This is a genomic window from Aeromonas popoffii (assembly GCF_000820025.1).
GTDB lineage: Bacteria > Pseudomonadota > Gammaproteobacteria > Enterobacterales > Aeromonadaceae > Aeromonas > Aeromonas popoffii.
In genome coordinates this window covers 19,371-37,070 of sequence record NZ_CDBI01000020.1, presented here as the reverse complement: position 1 = coordinate 37,070, position 17,700 = coordinate 19,371, and the positions used below count along the sequence as shown (strand labels likewise).

Annotated in this window: 15 protein-coding genes; 7 read left to right on the top strand and 8 right to left on the bottom strand. The window is 60.4% G+C overall.

Going from position 1 to position 17,700, the window contains the following annotated elements; genetic code table 11:
- Window positions 1-10: 10 nt before the first annotated feature.
- Together BN1129_RS04955 and trxC are read right to left on the bottom strand one after the other, a co-directional pair.
- Window positions 11-1,396 carry an SLC13 family permease gene (locus BN1129_RS04955; protein ID WP_042034867.1) on the bottom strand — a complete coding sequence of 462 codons (1,386 nt, stop codon included), beginning with the start codon at window positions 1,394-1,396 and terminating at the stop codon, window positions 11-13.
- A gap of 154 nt (window positions 1,397-1,550) precedes the next feature.
- On the bottom strand, window positions 1,551-1,991 hold the full coding sequence (trxC, locus tag BN1129_RS04950) for a thioredoxin TrxC (protein WP_042034866.1): 441 nt from the start codon (window positions 1,989-1,991) through the stop codon (window positions 1,551-1,553).
- A 155-nt stretch (window positions 1,992-2,146) separates the two neighbouring features.
- Between trxC and BN1129_RS04945 the strand changes: the two genes are divergently transcribed.
- The 4 genes from BN1129_RS04945 to BN1129_RS04930 all read left to right on the top strand — a co-directional run bounded on the left by BN1129_RS04945 (window position 2,147) and on the right by BN1129_RS04930 (window position 9,281).
- Window positions 2,147-4,948: a response regulator gene (locus tag BN1129_RS04945; RefSeq protein WP_042034865.1), complete on the top strand. Its 2,802-nt coding sequence runs from the start codon at window positions 2,147-2,149 to the stop codon at window positions 4,946-4,948.
- A 141-nt stretch (window positions 4,949-5,089) separates the two neighbouring features.
- Entirely contained in the window at window positions 5,090-6,826 is a 1,737-nt protein-coding gene (locus BN1129_RS04940) for an ABC transporter transmembrane domain-containing protein (RefSeq protein WP_042034864.1), read from the top strand.
- A 76-nt stretch (window positions 6,827-6,902) separates the two neighbouring features.
- Window positions 6,903-8,654: an ABC transporter transmembrane domain-containing protein gene (locus tag BN1129_RS04935; protein ID WP_042034863.1), complete on the top strand. Its 1,752-nt coding sequence runs from the start codon at window positions 6,903-6,905 to the stop codon at window positions 8,652-8,654.
- Between the two features lie 153 nt (window positions 8,655-8,807).
- Window positions 8,808-9,281, top strand: a complete 474-nt coding sequence (locus tag BN1129_RS04930; RefSeq protein WP_042034862.1) for a DUF4442 domain-containing protein — start codon at window positions 8,808-8,810, stop codon at window positions 9,279-9,281.
- A gap of 39 nt (window positions 9,282-9,320) precedes the next feature.
- Here BN1129_RS04930 and ybcJ read toward each other — a convergent pair whose 3' ends face one another.
- From ybcJ to BN1129_RS04910, 4 genes are all read right to left on the bottom strand, one after another.
- The gene (gene ybcJ / locus BN1129_RS04925) at window positions 9,321-9,554 is read right to left on the bottom strand and encodes a ribosome-associated protein YbcJ (RefSeq protein ID WP_042034860.1); all 234 of its coding nucleotides are present in this window, start codon (window positions 9,552-9,554) and stop codon (window positions 9,321-9,323) included.
- 243 nt (window positions 9,555-9,797) lie between these two features.
- Complete coding sequence (locus BN1129_RS04920) at window positions 9,798-10,202, bottom strand: MaoC family dehydratase (RefSeq protein ID WP_042034858.1); 405 nt, start codon at window positions 10,200-10,202, stop codon at window positions 9,798-9,800.
- Entirely contained in the window at window positions 10,199-11,983 is a 1,785-nt protein-coding gene (locus BN1129_RS04915; RefSeq protein ID WP_042034857.1) for a class I poly(R)-hydroxyalkanoic acid synthase, read from the bottom strand. The genes BN1129_RS04920 and BN1129_RS04915 overlap by 4 nt, the downstream gene beginning before the upstream one ends.
- A gap of 92 nt (window positions 11,984-12,075) precedes the next feature.
- A complete protein-coding gene (locus BN1129_RS04910) occupies window positions 12,076-12,426 on the bottom strand; it encodes a phasin family protein (protein WP_042034856.1) in 351 nt (116 codons plus the stop codon).
- A gap of 316 nt (window positions 12,427-12,742) precedes the next feature.
- Between BN1129_RS04910 and BN1129_RS04905 the strand changes: the two genes are divergently transcribed.
- The 3 genes from BN1129_RS04905 to pdxY all read left to right on the top strand — a co-directional run bounded on the left by BN1129_RS04905 (window position 12,743) and on the right by pdxY (window position 15,411).
- A complete protein-coding gene (locus BN1129_RS04905) occupies window positions 12,743-13,306 on the top strand; it encodes a VC2662 family protein (RefSeq protein WP_042034854.1) in 564 nt (187 codons plus the stop codon).
- 78 nt (window positions 13,307-13,384) lie between these two features.
- Window positions 13,385-14,140, top strand: a complete 756-nt coding sequence (locus BN1129_RS04900) for a DUF429 domain-containing protein (protein WP_042034852.1) — start codon at window positions 13,385-13,387, stop codon at window positions 14,138-14,140.
- 407 nt (window positions 14,141-14,547) lie between these two features.
- The gene (pdxY, locus tag BN1129_RS04895) at window positions 14,548-15,411 is read left to right on the top strand and encodes a pyridoxal kinase PdxY (RefSeq protein WP_042034850.1); all 864 of its coding nucleotides are present in this window, start codon (window positions 14,548-14,550) and stop codon (window positions 15,409-15,411) included.
- A gap of 303 nt (window positions 15,412-15,714) precedes the next feature.
- Here pdxY and BN1129_RS04890 read toward each other — a convergent pair whose 3' ends face one another.
- Together BN1129_RS04890 and BN1129_RS04885 are read right to left on the bottom strand one after the other, a co-directional pair.
- The gene (locus tag BN1129_RS04890; RefSeq protein ID WP_042034848.1) at window positions 15,715-16,833 is read right to left on the bottom strand and encodes a glycerol dehydrogenase; all 1,119 of its coding nucleotides are present in this window, start codon (window positions 16,831-16,833) and stop codon (window positions 15,715-15,717) included.
- A gap of 225 nt (window positions 16,834-17,058) precedes the next feature.
- The gene (locus BN1129_RS04885; protein WP_042034846.1) at window positions 17,059-17,565 is read right to left on the bottom strand and encodes a GNAT family N-acetyltransferase; all 507 of its coding nucleotides are present in this window, start codon (window positions 17,563-17,565) and stop codon (window positions 17,059-17,061) included.
- Window positions 17,566-17,700: the final 135 nt, after the last annotated feature.

Below are 17,700 nucleotides of genomic sequence, written 5' to 3'. Positions count from 1 at the left end.
AGTCAGCGGATCAGAGAATGTCTCCGACAAAGTAGGCAAGTACTGCCAGCAGCACGGTGAACACGATATTCAGTGCCATCCCCGCCTTCATCATCTCTTTTTGGCGGATATGGCCGCTGGCGAAGACGATGGCATTGGGTGGGGTGGCCACCGGTAGCATGAAGGCGCAGGAGGCACCGATGGCGATCAGTACCGCCATGACGATGGGGGATACGCCCAGCGCCTCGGCCACCCCGGCAAACAGCGGGATCAGCAGGGCGGCGGTGGCGGTATTGGAGACCAGTTCGGTCAGAAACACCACGAAGGCCGCCAGCATCAGCAACACGATGAAGATGTTGGCATGGGAGAGCACGGCCGACAGGTGGCTGGCCAGGAAGGCACTGGTACCGGTGGCCTTGAGGATGGCGCTCAGGGTCAGGCCGCCGCCAAACAGCATCAGCACGCCCCAGTCGGTGTTCTGGTTGACGTCATCCCAGCTGGCGACGCGGCTAACGACGATGGCCACGATGGCGCCCATGGCGATCAGGGTATCGAGTTGAGGAACGCCGCCGAAAGCGTTGGAGATGGGCTGCGAGCCAATCCAGAGCACCACTGTGGTCAGGAAGATGGCCAGCGTGACCTTGCGTTCACGAGTCCAGTTGATGGTGACATCCTGGATTTCAACCCTGTGGTTGAGTTGTGGACGGGTGACCAGATAGAGGAGGGCAATGCCGCAGGGCATCAGGATCAGCACCACAGGGATGCCGAATTTCATCCAGTCGGTGAAGCCAATCCCCATCTGGGCGGCGGCGATGGCGTTGGGCGGACTGCCGACCAGGGTGCCGATGCCACCAATGCTGGCGCTGTAGGCGATCCCCAGCAGCACGAACACGAAGGTGGCGCGATCTTGCTTGCTGTCGAGCCGTGCCAGCATGCCGATGGCCAGTGGCAGCATCATGGCGGTGGTGGCCGTGTTACTGATCCACATGGACATGGCGGCAGTGATGGTAAACAGCAGTATGACGCCCCAACCCAGATGGCCGTTGGCCAGGTGCATCACCTTGCCCGCCATCAGGGTGTCCAGCCCCTGTTTGGAGAGGGCGGCCGCAAGGGCGAACCCCCCGAAGAACAGGAACAGGATGGGGTTGGCAAAGTCGGTGAGGGACTTGCTCATGTCAAACACCCCGAGCACGGTCGCCAGCAGTGGCACCAGCAGGGCCGTGATGGTCACGTGCAGGGCTTCAGTCAGCCAGAGAATGGCGATGAAGACCAGAATACCCAGCCCCTTGTTGACCATGGGATCAAACGGTAGCCAGGCCAGCATGGCACAGAGCAGCAGCGTATCCAGGATGACAATCCCGGATTTGATGTCTAGCCAGCGAGATGGGGTAGCGGGGGGGACAGCAGATGTGTGCATAGCGTTCTCTCGGTTAATTTATGGTTGTTGTTGTGTTGCCGAGATTACATTTATCCCGCTGTGTGAAACAGGGGGAAGTCGTCAAATCATGCCGAGACTCACAGAGTCAAGGTGGGTGAAAACATTAAACAAACAAAAATTAAACATTTAATTATCATTTGGCGGAAGGAATGAAGGAGGCCAGCCACTCCTTGAACAGGCTTTTGGGCAGGGAACCACTGCGCTGCGCCATTATCTTGCCCTGCTTGAATACTATCAGGGTGGGGATGCTGCGGATGGCGTAGCGGGCCGCGATGGCTTGCTGCTGCTCGGTATCGACCTTGGCAAAGCGAATGTTAGGTTCAAGTTCACTGGCAACTTGTTGAAAAATTGGTGAAAATTGTATGCATGGCCCGCACCAGCTGGCCCAGAAGTCGACCACGACCGGAAGGTCGGATTGGATCAGGGTATCGAACTGTTCCTCACGGCTCATGACGGGAGTGATACCAAACAGCGGTGCCTTGCAACGGCCACATTTAGCGTTTGAATCCAGTTTTTCGTCAGGCAGGCGGTTCTTGGTGAAGCAATGACTACAATAGGTAGTGATAAATGACATAATTGATTCCTGTATGCATAAGCCCTGCAACATCTTTCTTGCACTGACAGGGCCGAGTAACGGTAACATAGCAGTCAGTTATCTTTCACTGCCAGTGATCCGGTTTCGGCATTCTGTCGGCGGATACACGGCCATGACATGAGAATCTAGACGGGATGAATAATGTGACACGGGTCAATCGTGTTGTCCTGAGCCTGATCATCGTAGCGCTGCTGGCATTCTCCGGTTATTGCTGGCAACTGCTCAGTCAGCAGCAGAAGGCCTCCGAACTCAGCGTGGCAGCGGAGTTGATCCTCAACCGGGTCAACACGGATACCGTTTATCTGCTGGGACGAGAGAAGGCCAATGATAGCAATGTGCAGCAGCGTCTCAACCAGCTGTCGAGCAATCTCGACAACTTCGTGCGCGAGGTGCGTAATGACCCCGACGCTGCTGATAATCCTCACTCCCAATCCCTGCTGCACGACATCGACAGCTACCTGCTGGATCTGGCCAAACTCTACTCCATGGAGATGGCCATCGAGTACATAGAGCAGCCGTTTCAAAAACAGCTCAACGCCTTGCTGGCGACCCTGCCAGCAGATGCTCCTTTGGCCATAGATCTGACCGAGCTGGCACAACTCAGCCGCTACCTCAAGCGCAGCTGGGACAAGGGCGAGCAGGAGCAGCTGGAAAAGCTGCAACAACGGCTCAAGACGGCCTATCCTTCCCTTCCCGAGGTGGCAGGTCTTGCCCAGTTGAGCGAAGACGTCAGCCACCAGGTGGTGGACTACCACGTGCTGCGCAACCAGGTTATCGACATGCATGAGCTTGATGGGTTGTCGGTCTGGAAGCAGAGCAAGATGGATCAGGCCTCCTCCCTCAAGAGCCGTTTCTATCTGATCGTGCTGGGGGGCGCCATGCTCTGTTTCGCACTGGTGGCAGTCACCCTGTGGCGTCGCAACCAGAAGCTGAGCGATCTGTCGCGTCAGACCGGCTTGCTGGCCCAGGCGAAAAGTGATTTTCTGGCCAACATGAGCCACGAGATCCGCACCCCCATGAACGCCATCATAGGCTTCAGTTCGCTGGCGCTGCAGACCGAGCTGGATCAGCAGCAGCGGGATTATCTCAGCAAGATAAAATCTTCGTCAGATACCTTGCTGCTGCTTATCAATGACATTCTGGATCTGACCAAGGTCGAGTCCGGCAAGCTGACTCTGGAAGAGATCGACTTTGATCTCAGCGAGCAGATAGATTCGCTCGCCGGCATGTTTGCCGATCTGGCCGAGCGCAAGCAGATCGAGGTCATCATCAACAAGTCACAGGCCGTGCCCGATTTCTTGCGCGGCGATCCGCTGCGACTTGGTCAGGTGCTGGTCAATCTGGTCAACAATGCCATCAAGTTTACCGAGCGGGGGGAGGTGGAAGTGGCCATCACCCTGGTCAACCAGCATCCCATGCGGGTGCGTTTTAGCGTGCGGGATACCGGGATCGGCATCGCCGAGGAGAAGCAGGCCCAGCTGTTCCAGCCTTTCACCCAGCTGGAGGCGGGGAACACCCGCAAATATGGGGGATCCGGCCTTGGTCTCAACATCTCCCAGCGGCTGGTCGAGCTGATGGGGGGGCGGATCACAGTACAGAGCAAGCCGGGCACAGGCTCTGTGTTCCAGTTCGAGATCCCCATGACCAAGGCCGTCTATGGGGTGTCTGGTCGTCGGGTCTTCTTCGAGCATCAACCGCTCATTCTGGTGATGGATGACAATGAACTGGTGCTGGATCTTGCCAAGGACATTCTCGGTCGTGCCGGTGTCCGGGTGGAGGCGGTCAACAGCCTCTCCCGGGCTCGTCAGGTGCTGCGCGAGGAGGGCCAGAACATACGGCTGGCCATCCTGGACTGGCGTATGGGGCAGGAGGATGGCCTGGATCTGGCCCTCGAGATGTACCAGCACAGTCAGTGGAGGCGCTTGCCCATCCTGATGACCAGCGCCTGGGCCAAAGAGGGACTGCACGGGCGTATGGAGAGCATGGGGCTGACCCACTTCCTGTCCAAACCCATGACAGAGAATGCCCTGCTGGCCAAGGTGGATGAGCTGCTCAATGGCAGCTCCCACGATCAGCAGATCCGCCAGGCCGAAGCCCAGGGCGATCAGCAACACTTCCGTGAGCTGCTGCAAGGCGTCAGGGTCTTGCTGGCGGAGGACAACAGGGTCAATCAGCAGCTCATCATCGAATACCTGCGCCGGGTGGATGCCGTGGTGACTGTGGTCAGCAACGGCCGTGAGGCGGTCGAGCGGGTCTCCGAGCAGCTATTTGACGTGATCCTGATGGACTTGCAGATGCCGGTGCTCGATGGCCTGGATGCGACCCGCCAGATCCGCAAGATGGTGGACAAGCACGATGTCCCCATCATAGCGCTCACCGCCAGCGCCATGCCCGGTGATCGGGAGCGTTGTCTTGGGGTCGGCATGAACGGCTATGTCACCAAACCGGTTAGCAAGCTGGATCTCTACAACAACCTGCTGCAGTGGGTGAAGAGTGCCAGCGGCGAATGCCGGGTCCCGCTGGAGGTGAAGCCGCCGGATCTGATGGGGGTGCTGGATCTGGAGGATGCCCTCAAACGGCTGGAGCAGGATAAGGAGGCACTGCAAATCCTGTTCAAGCTGTTCATGTCCGAGCACAAGGATGATCTGTGGGAGATCCGTTCCGCCCTGCGCCGTCAGCAGCCAGATATCGCCTGCCGGTTGCTGCATACCCTGAAGGGGGTGTCGGCCAATATTTCGGCCTCCCGCTTGCAGATCATGGCGGGGGAGCTGGAGTGGCGCCTGCGTCAGCAGGAGGAGCTGACCGAGCCGGATCTGGAGCAATTGCAGCGTGTATTCAGCTTGACCCGGGATGAGGTGTCTCATTTCTTGCTGACCGGTGAGCAGCAGGAAACGCCATACAGTCCCTTTGAACAGCGAGATGATCGCTTATCGTAACGGGATAAATAGCAATTATTCTCAAGCCAGCCACTTCAGGCTATCATGGCCCTCTCGTATCGCCCCCTTCTGGGGGCGATTGCATTGCGTGTTCCCGTGACGGGCGGCAGCCTCTGGCTGATCGCGACAAAGGATATCTACGTGAGCGTATTCTCAAGGCTGGGCTGGTTCTTCAAGGAGCAGTGGCGGCGTTATCTGGTCGCCATTTCCTTGTTGATGATGGTGGCCGTGTTGACCGTGATCCCCCCGAGGGTGGTGGGCTGGGTAGTGGATGGCATCGCCAAGGGCTCTCTCGACAACGACACCCTGATACGCTACCTGGCGGGGCTGTTTGTACTGGGTCTGCTCATCTATCTGCTGCGCTACGTGTGGCGGGTCATGTTGTTTGGCGCCTCTTACCGGCTGGCCTATGTGCTGCGCAACCGCCTGTTTAGCCATTTCACCCGTATGAGCCCCGATTTTTACCAGCGTCACCGCACCGGCGATCTGATGGCTCACGCCACCAACGATATCCAGGCGGTGGAGATGACGGCCGGGGAAGGGGTGTTGACTCTGGTGGACTCCATCATAGTCGGGGCGCTGGTGCTATCCATCATGTGCAGCCAGTACTCTTGGCAGTTGACGCTGCTCTCCCTGCTGCCCCTGCCCGTGATGGCGTTTTTCATGAACCGCTTTGGCACCCAGATCTACAAGGAGTTCAAGGCGGCGCAGGGGGCCTTCTCCCGCCTCAACAATAAGACCCAAGAGGCGCTCTCTGGCGTGCGTGTACTCAAGTCCTATGCGGTTGAATCTCTGGAGGACAAGGGTTTTGCCGAGCTGACCCGGCAAGCGGGGGCGTGCAACATGGCGGTGGCCCGCATCGATGCCAAGTTCGACCCCGTCATCTATCTCTGTATCGGTTGCTCCTATTTTCTCGCCGTTGCCGGTGGCAGCGTGCTGGTGGTGCGTGACGAGCTGACTCTGGGGGAGCTCACCAGTTTCACCATGTATCTGGGTCAGCTCATCTGGCCCATGTTTGCCATCGCCTGGTTGTTCAACATCATAGAGCGGGGCAGTGCTGCTTACTCCCGCATCGAGAGCCTGCTGGCCGAGCGCAGCGATATTGAAGAGCCTGCCCAGCCGGCCACGTTTACCTCTGCTTTGCCGCTCAAGGCCAAGGGGGTGAGCTACCAGCTGGAGCAGCGCACCTTGCTGCAGGATATCGATTTCACCCTGCACCGCGGCGGCATGCTGGGGGTGGTTGGTCGCACGGGGGCGGGCAAGAGCGCTTTGCTTAAGTTGCTGATGCGCCTTGCCAACCCCACTGCCGGCGAGCTCACCATGGGCGCCGTGCCCATCGCGCAGCTGGCCCTTGGCGAGCTGCGTGACCAGTTTGCCTATGTGCCGCAGGAGCCGTTTTTGTTCTCCACCACCATAGCCGCCAACATCGCCCTCGGCAGGCCCGATGCCAGCGCTGAGGAGATAGAGCGGGTGGCGCGCATCGCCTGCGTGCACGATGACATCCGCCGCTTCCCCAGGGGCTATGAGACCGACGTGGGAGAGAAGGGGGTGACCCTCTCCGGCGGCCAGAAGCAGCGGCTCGCCATTGCCCGCGCCCTGCTGCTGGAGGGGCCGATCCTGGTGCTGGACGATGCCCTGTCGGCGGTAGATGCCCATACTGAGCTGCAGATCTTGCAAGCGCTCAAGGCTCACAGACGCACCTTGATCCTGGTCAGTCACCGTATGACGGCGGTGGAGCAGGCTGACGAGATCCTGGTGCTGGAGCAGGGGCGCGTCAGCGAGCGGGGCCGTCACGGCGTCCTGATGGCTCACAACGGCTGGTACGCAGACATGGTTCGCTATCAGCGGCTGGAACAAGACGTGGAGGAGAGCCTGTGAACCTGACCATGAAACGGCGGCTGGTGGCCTTGCTGTTCCCGTTATTTACGTCTGGGACAAGATGTGGGGGGCGCCTGTGAATCCAACGATTAAACGCCTGCTGGCTTACTGTGCCCGTTATCCCCGCTGGTTGATTCAGGCCGGGATCTGCCTGCTGCTGGCCACCGGTGCCGAAGTGGCGGGCCCTCTGCTCATCAAGCTCTTCATCGATGACTACCTGGCGCCGCGTCAGCTGGTGTGGCCTGCCATTGCCGCCATTGCGGCCGGGTATCTCGGCCTGCAGGTGCTCTCGGCGGCGGGTTTCTACCTGCAATCCCTGCGCTTTAACCGCATCGCCCAGGCAGTGGTGCAAACCTTGCGCGAGCAGGTGTTTGCCACTGCCATCCGGCTGCCGGCCCGCTATTTTGACAAACATCGCTCGGGCTCGCTCATCTCCCGTATCACCAACGACACCGAGGCGATCATGAACCTCTATGTGCAGGTGATTGGCCTGCTGGTGCAAAAGGTGGTGCTGCTGTGCGGCATCCTCATCTCCATGGCCCTGCTGGATATGCGGCTGATGCTGGTGTGCGCCTTCCTGTTACCGGCAGTGGCCGCTGTGATGTGGCTCTACCAGAAACTGAGTGTGCCCGTGGTGCGAACGACCCGCAGCTTGCTGTCCGAGATCAACAGTCGCCTCAACGAGTCGCTGCAGGGGATGCCGGTTATCCAGGCAATGGTGCAGGAGCGCCACTTCGCCAACGCCTTTGCCGAGGTGAACCAGCAGCACTGGTCGGCGCGGCTCAAGGGCCTCAAGATCAACGGTATTTTGCTGCGCCCCCTCATCGACTTGTTCTACATGATGGTGCTGATAGGCTTGCTCGCCTTGTTTGCTCACGAAGGATTGAACGCGGGCGGCGCTATCCAGGTGGGGGTGCTCTACGCCTTCATCAGCTATTTGGGTCGCATGATTGAGCCGCTGATCGAGATGACCAACCAGCTCAACCAGTTGCAGCAGGCCATGGTGGCCGGGGAGCGGGTATTTGCCCTGCTTGACGAGCCCCGCGAGAGCACTGAGGGCGAGACCCAGTCCCTGCAGGGGCGGGTCAGCTTTGACAAGGTGAGCTTCTCCTACGATGGTCAGCAACAGGTGCTGCGCGAGGTCAGCTTTGCCGTGCACCCCGGGCAGATGCTGGCGCTGGTGGGCCACACCGGCAGTGGCAAGTCCACCATCATCAGCCTGCTGATGGGTTTCTACCCGCTGGATCAGGGCACCATTCGTTTCGATGATCGCCCCATGGACACCTTGTCGCTGGCGGCGGTGCGGCGCAGCATAGGTCTGGTGCAGCAGGATCCCTTTATCTTCGTTGGGACTTTGGCGGAAAACCTGCGTCTGGGCCGTGACGGCCTCGATGAGGCGCGGCTCTGGCAGGCGCTGACCGAGGTACAGCTGGCCGATTTCGTGCTGAGTCTGCCAGATGGGCTGGACACCCTGATGGAGGAGGGGGGGAAGAACCTCTCCGCCGGTCAGCGCCAACTGCTCTCGTTTGCGCGTGCTCTGGTCGGCGATCCGCGCGTCCTCATTCTGGATGAGGCCACCGCCAGTGTGGACTCCCAGACCGAGCTGGCGCTCTCCCTGGCGCTCTCGGCGGCCCGCCGTGGCCGCACCACCATTGCCATCGCCCACCGGCTCTCGACCATAGTCGATGCCGACGAGATCCTGCTGCTCTCCCGTGGCCAGGTAAACGAGCGGGGTACTCATGGTGAGCTGATGGCGCAGGGAGGGCACTACGCCCAGCTGTTCGAGATGCAGAGCCAGGGGGCCTGGCTGGAAGAGAAGCGGGCCTGATGGTGAGGCAGTCGTATAAAAGAGAGGTGCCCCAGGGTCACCTCTCTTTTTTGTGTTCGCCGACAAGCCGCAGAAGCGTGCTCGGCAACCTTGTAGAGCAGGGGGTTGCGTGGCAACATGCTGTTTACATTAACTCATCGGATCAGTTCGCATATGGACTTGCAACGTTTCAAAGCCAATATGGCGCTACGGCTGTTTGCCTGGCGTTATATTCCCGTCATCGGCTTTTGTGCCCCCGTTATCGAACGGATGGACGCCAAGGCGCTGTGCATTCGCATTCCCCTTGGCTGGCGTACCCGCAATCACCTGGGCAGCATGTATTTTGGTGCCCTGGCGACCGGCGCCGATCTGGTGGGCGGCCTGCTGGTGATGGAGAAGGGCCGGTCGAGGGGCAAGAAGGTACACTTCGCCTTCAAGGATGTGCAGGGGGAGTTTCTGAAGCGGCCCGAAGGGGACGTGCAGTTTGACTGCGCGGCGGGGGAGGAGATTGACGCCATGATCGACGAGTCGCTGGCGAGCGGTCAGCGCATCAATCGCCCCATCCAGGTGGTGGCCACCTGTCCGTCATTGAACGGAGATGAGGCGATGGCGCGCTTCGTGCTGACCCTGTCGATCAAGGCCAGCTGAATGCTAAAGGGCGCGTCGGCGCCCTTATTCAAGCCGGTATCAGAGGATCTCCGGGCTCACACCCGCTTTCACCACGACTTTCATGCCATTGAAGTTGACCACTTGCTCGGCCACTATCTTGCAGCGCTTGCGGGTTTCAATCTGGCCGTCCACTTCCACCAGACCATCGGCGACAAGGGCCTTGGCCGCGCCGCCACAATCGGCCCAGCCCTGATGCTTGATAAGGTCACACAAGGCAACGAAGGGGTGGCCTTCGAGCAGAAACGTCTCCATGGGAAATCCTCTAGATGGATGAATGGCTGAAACAGCAGGGCGGTTATTCTAGGCAGTTCGGGCCGTCAATGAAAGGGGCAGGGCGTCTATCTTCAGGCAATGCTGGCGGCCAATGAGAGGGGGGGCCGAGTCAGGGCGAGCAGGCGAGGAAAGAATGGCTGAGGAGAGCCGCCGTCATCAGGGCGGGATCTATAAAATTCAGCCCGGCGGGGCCGGGCTGAAGGAGGGGGCTGTGATCAGCACTTAGCCAAACTTCACCACCGCCTCGCCAGTCACGGCGAGGGCCCCGACCGCCGTCACAATGCGGGTGGCCAGGGTGATGATGGGCTTGTCGGCCCGCAGAGCGATGATCTCCACCTCGGCCGTCACCTCATCCCCCACAAACACCGGTTGCTTGAAGGAGAGGTTCTGCCCCAGGTAGACGGTGCCCTTGCCCGGCAACTGCTGGCCCAGCAGCCCCGAGAAGAGGCTGGCCAGCAGCATGCCGTGCACAATGGGTCGCTCGAACGGCGTGGTGGCGGCAAAGGTCGAGTCCAGATGCAGGGGATTGAAATCCTCCGACAAGCCGGCGAAGGCCCCGACTTCTGCCGCGCCGAAGCGCTTGGTCAGGCTGGCTTTTTGCCCAATTTCAAAGGGGAGTGGGCTCATGCCGGCTCCGCCTCTGGACGCTTGGAAAAAACGGGGTTGAGCCGCACCTTGACGTAGCCGCCAGGGGCCGCTTCCAGTCCCTCGCTCGGGATGCGGGCGGGCACAGGCGTGGCCTCTTCCTCTCGCGCCTGGATGAAGGCGGCCATCTGTGGCCACCAGGAGCCGCTCTGATGGGTGGCCTGCGCGAGCCAGGCGGCGGGTGTGTCACTGCTCGCATCGCTGTGCCAGAAACCGTACTTGTTGGCCGCTGGCGGGTTGATGATGCCGGCGATGTGACCCGATTCGGCCAGGATGAAGCGCTGCTCGCCGCCAAACAGCGTCATGCCCTGCCAAGTGCTCTGCCAGGGGGCGATGTGATCGTCCATGGCCGAGACCAGCAGTACAGGGCTCTTCACCTTGGCGAGATCGATGCGGGTGTGGCGGATCTTGAGCTCCCCCTTCACCAGCTGATTTTCCAGATAGAGACGGCGTAGCAGGCTGCTGTGGGTCTTGCCCGCCACGTTGGTGCTGTCGCTGTTCCAGTGCAGCAGATCGAATGCCACCGGGCTTTGCCCCTTGAGGTAGCTGTCGATGTAGTAATTCCAGTAGAGGCTGTTCTCTCGCAGCAGGCTGAAGGAGACCGCCAGCTGGCGTCCATCCATGATGCCCTTGGCCTCATTTTGCGCCTCCAGTGCCGCTATGATGGGTTCGTGGATGAAGATGCCGATCTCCCCCGGCTGGGAGAAATCGAGCAGGGTGGTGAACAGGGTGGCAGAGCGCACCCGCTGCTTTTGGCGTCGCGCCGCCAGCCAGCCCATGGCGAGCGACAGGGCCGTGCCGCCGATGCAGTAACCGATACCGTGCACCTCACGTTCACCTGTGGCTGCTTCCACGCCGTCCAGGGCGGCGATCACTCCATCGACCACGTAGTCGTCGAGATCGATATTGGCCTGCTCTGTTCCCGGGTTGCGCCAGGAGATCATGAATACCGTCTGGCCCTGGGCGACCAGCCAGGCGACCAGAGAATTCTGGGGACGCATGTCCATGATGTAGTACTTGTTGATGAAGGGCGGCACTATCAGCACCGGCGTCCTGGCCACCGTCTCTGTGGTTGGGCTGTACTGGATAAGCTCGTAGAGTTCGGTGCGCTGCACCACCCGGCCCGGCGTCAACGCCAGATCCCGCCCCAGTTCGAAGGCGGACTCGTCGGTGAGGCGGATGTTGAGCTGATCGGCGCTGCGCTCCAGATCTTCGGTCAGCAGGGCCAGTCCGCGCACCAGATTCTGGCCGTTGGATGCCAGCGTGAGTCTGATCAGCTCGGGGTTGGTGGCCAGAAAATTGCTGGGTGCCATGGCATTGAGGTATTGGCGGGTAAAAAATCGCAGCCGTTCCCGGGTCTTCTGGGGCAACCCTTCCAGCGCATCTATCGACGCCAGCAGGTGCCTGGCAGTCAGCAGATAGGATTGCTTGAGGTAGTCATAAAGGGGCTGATCATGCCAGGCGTCGTCCTTGAAGCGGCGATCGCTGCGCTCCGGCGTGATCACCGGCTCGCTCTCCTGGCCTGCACTTTTCAGCAGGGTGTGCTGCATCAGCTTGAGCTGATCCTGCCACCAGTTCATCTGGGCGTTGATCAGTTGCCAGGGTTGCTGGCTGCCCTGCTCCAGTACCTGGCCGAGATCGTCCAGATTGGTCTGCAATAGCGCCTGCGCGGTACGCTCTGTCTGTGCCTTGGCCATGTCTAGCAGCTTGTCGTTATAGTGGGCCAGGGCCTCGAACAGCGGGCCGTAAGATGATTGGCTCATGTTCTCTCCTTCACCCACGCCCGTGGCAGGGCGAGCCTGTCGTGTCGGGTCATGGGGAGATGTGGCTGCCCGCACCGGGCAGCCGGGGGATATCAGGCCTTGCCCGTGCTCTTTTTGATGCCGTCGGCCGCCAGGGTATCCAACTCTTCCTTGAACTGCAGACCCAGCGTATTGAGCTTCTGGATGTCATCCAGCATCTGGCGGGAGAGCTGGCTGGCGGTTTCCAGCTGCACTGTGCCGAGAGCCGCCAGGCTTTGGGCATCCTGCACCTTGCCAGCGGCTTGCAATTGGCTCAATCCCAGTTCGGCATAGGCATTGGCGGAGGCCAGCTGCAGCCGGGTCAGCTGTTCGATGTTGCTGGCCAGCAGCTGGTTATAACGGGTGAGGGGGGCAGCAAAGTCTTGCATCTGCTCGGTAAAGGTCTTGATTACGTCCATATTCATCGCGTGTCTCCGTGGTTGACAGAAGGGTATGGCAACAGGCCGACAGGCCCATTCTTCGGTTACATCCGTTCGACTACATCCTTAAGTCGTTACGTGTCGTTTGCTCTGTTCAAACGTACGTTTAGGTATTGTGTTACCAAATGAGGCTTGGTGTAAATAATATAAATGTTAATTTTTGCTTAAAACTTGACTCTGGTTTTTCCAGTTTGTGCGAATGAATTCAGACGGGGAGTGACGCAGCAGCGCTGGCCCGGCCTCGTTCCCGCACGCGAGTGCTGATAGGCTGGCCTCTCTCTGATTGTGAAGGAAAGCCCCGATGAAACCTGCCTATTTGCTGCTTGCCTGTGGCTCCCTTGCTCTGGGTGGAGTTGCCCATGCCAGCACACCCATCCAGGTCTCGCTGCCCGGTGTCAATCTGCCCGCCTCCCATCAGGTCGAAGGTGTCAGAGCCTCCTTTCTCTATGGCCGCACTGGTCAGGTGAAGGGGATAGACCTGCCCATCTTGGCCCTCTCCGACGTGGATCAGTTCAGCGGCCTGCAGCTTGGCGTTTTCCTCGGTGCCGGACGGGTGCGCCACCAGTTCAACGGGGTGGCCATCAACGCCGTCAACTGGCACGAGGGACAGGACAGGGGGGTCAACCTTGGCTTCGTCAACCTGACCAACAATGTACAGGGCCTGAACTGGGGCGCCGTCAACATCGCCAAGGGCAATGCCCTGGCCAACGTGGGCTTCGTCAACTATGCCGAGCGCACCACCTTCCAGCTGGGGTTCATCAACGCCACCAAGCATCTGGACGGGTTGCAGATAGGCCTGGCCAACTACGCCGAGAACGGCATTTTCCCGATACTGCCGCTGATCAATTTCAAGAAATCCTTCTAAGGCGTGCGCCCGGCCTTGCTTTAAGGGACGCAGCCATTACCCTGTGCTCCATTGATAGTGCGCAGAGGTGACACGGGCATGACAATGGAACACATGGACGCCATCGGTATCGGCTGGGATGTGAGAGGCTGGCAGGGCAATGCCCAGGCGGTGGCTGTGGTGGGCTGGCAGGCGCGCGAGCAACGCCTGCACTGGTTTGGGGTGTCGCCCCTGTTCCGGCTTAGCTCGCGGGTGGCGCCGGATCTGGATGCCTTGCTGCGCCCGGCGCTGCAAGATGAGATGAACCTGATGCAGGTGTTGGCTTGCCCGCAGCTGGCGTTGGGGATCGATGCGCCGCTTGCGTTTCCACGCGCTCTGGGCGATCTGCTGGCAGGGAGGGCGACCGGGTGCGCCGTGCCGCAGCGGGAGATAGACAACCCTTATGCCTATCGCGACTGTGAGCGCTGGTTGCACCAGCAATATGGCAAGAAGCCCCTTTCTGCCACCTTCGACCGGCTTGGTAACAACGCCACCCTGGCGCTCGCCATACTGCCCAGGCTGGCGGACTTGCAACTGGTTCCCAGGCAGCAACCAGAGGCCGATCGCGCCGTGCTGGAGGTCTATCCCGCCCTGGCTAAAGTGGGTGGCAAGGCGTCTGCGGTCAGGGCCGAGCTGCAACCCCATCTGCCTGCAGAGTTGGTGACGGGTACGGATCGCTACGATGCTGCGATCTGCGCCCTGATGGCGCTGCAATATGCCGCCAAGGGGAGCGTGTCTCTGTTGCCGACCCTGATACAGCCCCCCGCTGACATGGCACTGGATGAAGGCTGGGTTTATCACTTCGCGCGCCCTTGAGCAGAAGGTGGGCCTGATGGTGACAGCGGATTTTTCCCTCTTCCCACTCTGCGCCCGCCGCGCCTGGCTGGCAGGCAGGTGCTGATATCAGCTGATTGCCCACCGGGATCTTATTCTCTTCCCCTTCAGCACTGGCCACGTGCTGCGCTGCTTTATCATGCTCATATGCCATCAAACAAGAGGCTGAAACCACCTCACAAAGCATAAACCGTGACCCCTTATCCGATTCACATCTGGCAAGGCAGAAAGCCGCGGCGACTGTGGCTGGAGAGGCTGGTTGGGCAAATGAACCTTCCGTGGGCAGTTTTTAAGGCCAAATACGGCTTTGTGCTGCACAAAAGTGGAAGTTCAATATCTTCATCCGATATATTGCGCCTTTCCCCTGACTCTTCTCTGCGGTGATGTCGATGAAACGCATTCTCTCAATCCAGTCCCACGTGGTGTTTGGCTGTGCCGGTAACAGCGCCGCCGTGTTTCCCATGCGCCGTCTCGGCATGGAGGTGTGGCCCGTCAACACGGTGCAGTTCTCCAACCACACCCAATACGCGGCAGGCTGGCAGGGGATGGCGATGCCTGCCGGTCACATCAGTGCCCTGTGCAAGGGGCTGGGGGATATCGAGGTGCTGGGCCAGTGCGACGCCGTGCTGAGCGGCTATCTGGGCTCTGCCGAGCAGGGGGACGAGATCCTGACTGTGGTGGCTGCGGTCAAGGCCGCCAATCCTGATGCCATCTATTTCTGCGATCCCGTCATGGGACACCCGGAGAAAGGGTGCATAGTCGCCCCCGGCGTCACCCGTTTTCTCACCGAGCAGGCGCTGCCGGTGGCCGACATCATGGCCCCCAACTTGCTGGAGCTGGAGACACTGTGTGACACGCACCTGGCGGATCTGGTCCAGACGCGCGCGGCGGCGCATCAGCTGCTGGCCCGCGGGGTGAAGATGGTGCTGGTCAAGCATCTGGGTCGCGCCGCTCGCGAGCCGGGTCGCTTCGAGATGCTCTTGGCTACCCCGGATGGGGATTACCTGATCGCCCGTCCGCTCTATGAATTTGCCCGTCAGCCGGTGGGGGTGGGGGATCTCATCAGTGCCCTGATGCTGGCCAATCTGCAGGCGGGCTTTGATGCCGTGACGGCGTTTGAACGCACCAATGCGGCTGTGGACACTGTGCTGTTGCACACCTGGCAGGCACAGGCTTATGAGTTGCAGCTGATCACGGCGCAGGCGGCATTTGCCGAGCCCGTGATCACGTCACGGGCCGAGCGGCTGGCCTGATACGGGTTCCCTGTACGAACCGGGTGGCGTGATCATCCGGATAGTCCAGCTGGTGATTCCGCATGGGTTAGATGGCTATGTCAGTGCCAGGCCCTGCGGGGGATGGATGCGTGACCAGCGGGCCCTGACTGTTTGCTATGAGCTCCCGGTGCTCTGGCCTGGTCCGGTCCGCTGGCACTGTGCCACTACCTGATAGTGCTCCACCGTGGGGAAGGGCATCCCAGCAGGTCCGAACGCAATAGACAAGGCCAGCCGCACGGCTGGCCTTGTCATTGTTGATCAGGGATGCGTTTTATCCATTGATCAATGGTTGGGATGGCGGGCCCGATAGCGCTCTGCCATGGCGTTGGCCGCGATCATGGCGCCGTAGACATCCTGCTCGTTCACGGCCATGGGCATGTTGCCCATGGTGTCGAGGGGATCGCAGGCAAGCGCTGCCACCTTGCGCCACTCGCTCTCGACAAAGCGGGTCAGCCCCATCTCCTGCAGTGTCATGGGCAGACCGGCGACATGGATGATGCGCATCACCTCGTCGAGTTCGGTCTGGGGGGCGCGCTCCAGCACCAGCTGGGTCAGCAGACCGAAGACCACCTTCTCTCCGTGCTGGGCACGGTGCAGCTCGGGCACCACCGACATGCCGTTGTTGACCGCATGGGCCGCCGCCAGACCACCGGCCTCGGCGCCGACCCCGCTCAGGTAGATGGTGGCCTCGATGATCTGCTCCAGCGCCGGTGTGGTGGCATGATGGCGCACCGCGTCCATCGCCATCTCGATATTTTCCCCCAGCAGTTCATAGCAGAGTCGGGCCAGACCAAGCCCGGTACGGGAGGGGCGCTTGCCCACCAGGTTGATACCATCGGCCCGATAACAGGCGCGGGCTTCGAAATAGGTGGCCAGCGCATCCCCCACGCCGGCGGCGAAGAAGCGGACAGGGGCCGCCGCTATGATGGCGGTGTCGGCGATCACCACGTCCGGGTTCTGGGGCAGGAACAGATAGCGCTCGAACTCGCCCGCCTGATTGTAAATGACCGCCAGCGCGGTACAGGGGGCATCGGTGGAGGCAATGGTGGGGAACAGCACCACGGGACGGCGCAGATAAAAGGCGACGGCCTTGGCCACGTCCAGGGTCTTGCCGCCGCCGATCCCGACGATCACGTTAGCGCCCTGCTGTTCGGCGAGATCGCAGAGGCGGCGGATTTCGATGTCGGTACATTCGTAGTTGAACTTCTCGACCGCACCCGTCAAGCCTGCTTGCAGCAGGCCGGCCAGCGCCTCTTCACGCACCCGTTCCAGGATGAACTCGTCGCTGACGAGCAGGGCGTTGTCGCCAAAATCTTTCACATGATCATGGAGTTGGGGCAGAAGGTCATGACCGATGATGAATTTTTTTGGGGAGGTGACGGTACGAGGCAGAATAGGCATGCAGGATTCCTCAAGGCTGTGAGTGGTACCCGATTGGTATGCAAACGGGTCTTTCTTGCACACCATACGCCTCGTCCGCCATCAGGTGAAGGGAGAGTGGGACTCATCTCTCGATTAAATTAATCAAGGCGCCTGTTTGATGGTTTGCTTGGGCCAACGAGATGCCGATGGCAAGCATGCACCCTCTCTGGGAGCAGGGCGCAAGGCCATCTTTGCAGGGGAAACTCAGAGCGGCTTGTAGAAGAAGAGGGTGGCCGCCAAGGTGCCGTCGGCACTGCGGGCAAAGTCCGGGATCTGGCCAGCCTCCTGATAGCCCAGCTGGCGATAGAGGCGGGAAGCCACATCGCCGACCCGGGTATCGAGCACCAGCAGGGTACGCCCGGTGTCACGAGCCCCTTGCTCCAGGGCTGCCATCAGGGCGCGGCCGAACCCCTTGCCACGGGCGTGACTGTGTACCATCAGTTTCTCCACCTCTGCCCGGTGGCGGCCGTTGGCCTTGGTACAGAGCGCCAGTTGCACGGCGCCGACCAGCTGATGCTGCTCGAAGGCGACCCAGAGTCGACGGCGGCCTGCCGCCAGCTCCGTTTCGATCCCTTGCCAGTATCCCAGCCCCTGCTCTTCCGTCAGCGGCGGTAAAAATCCCACAGAGGCGCCGCTTGCCACGCTGTCTTGCAGCAGGGTGATGAGCGCAGGCTTGATGCCCAGGGTGGAATCAACCTCAACTATGTCCATCGGGAGTCCTTGTCAAACGTGGTCACGACAGCGGGCATGCGCCGCTGTGCGGCAAACAGAGATAAGGTATCCGTGTTTTACCGCATGACTGGTTAGCCTCACCGTTTCTGACGCCGATTTCAAGCCGAAGGCCCC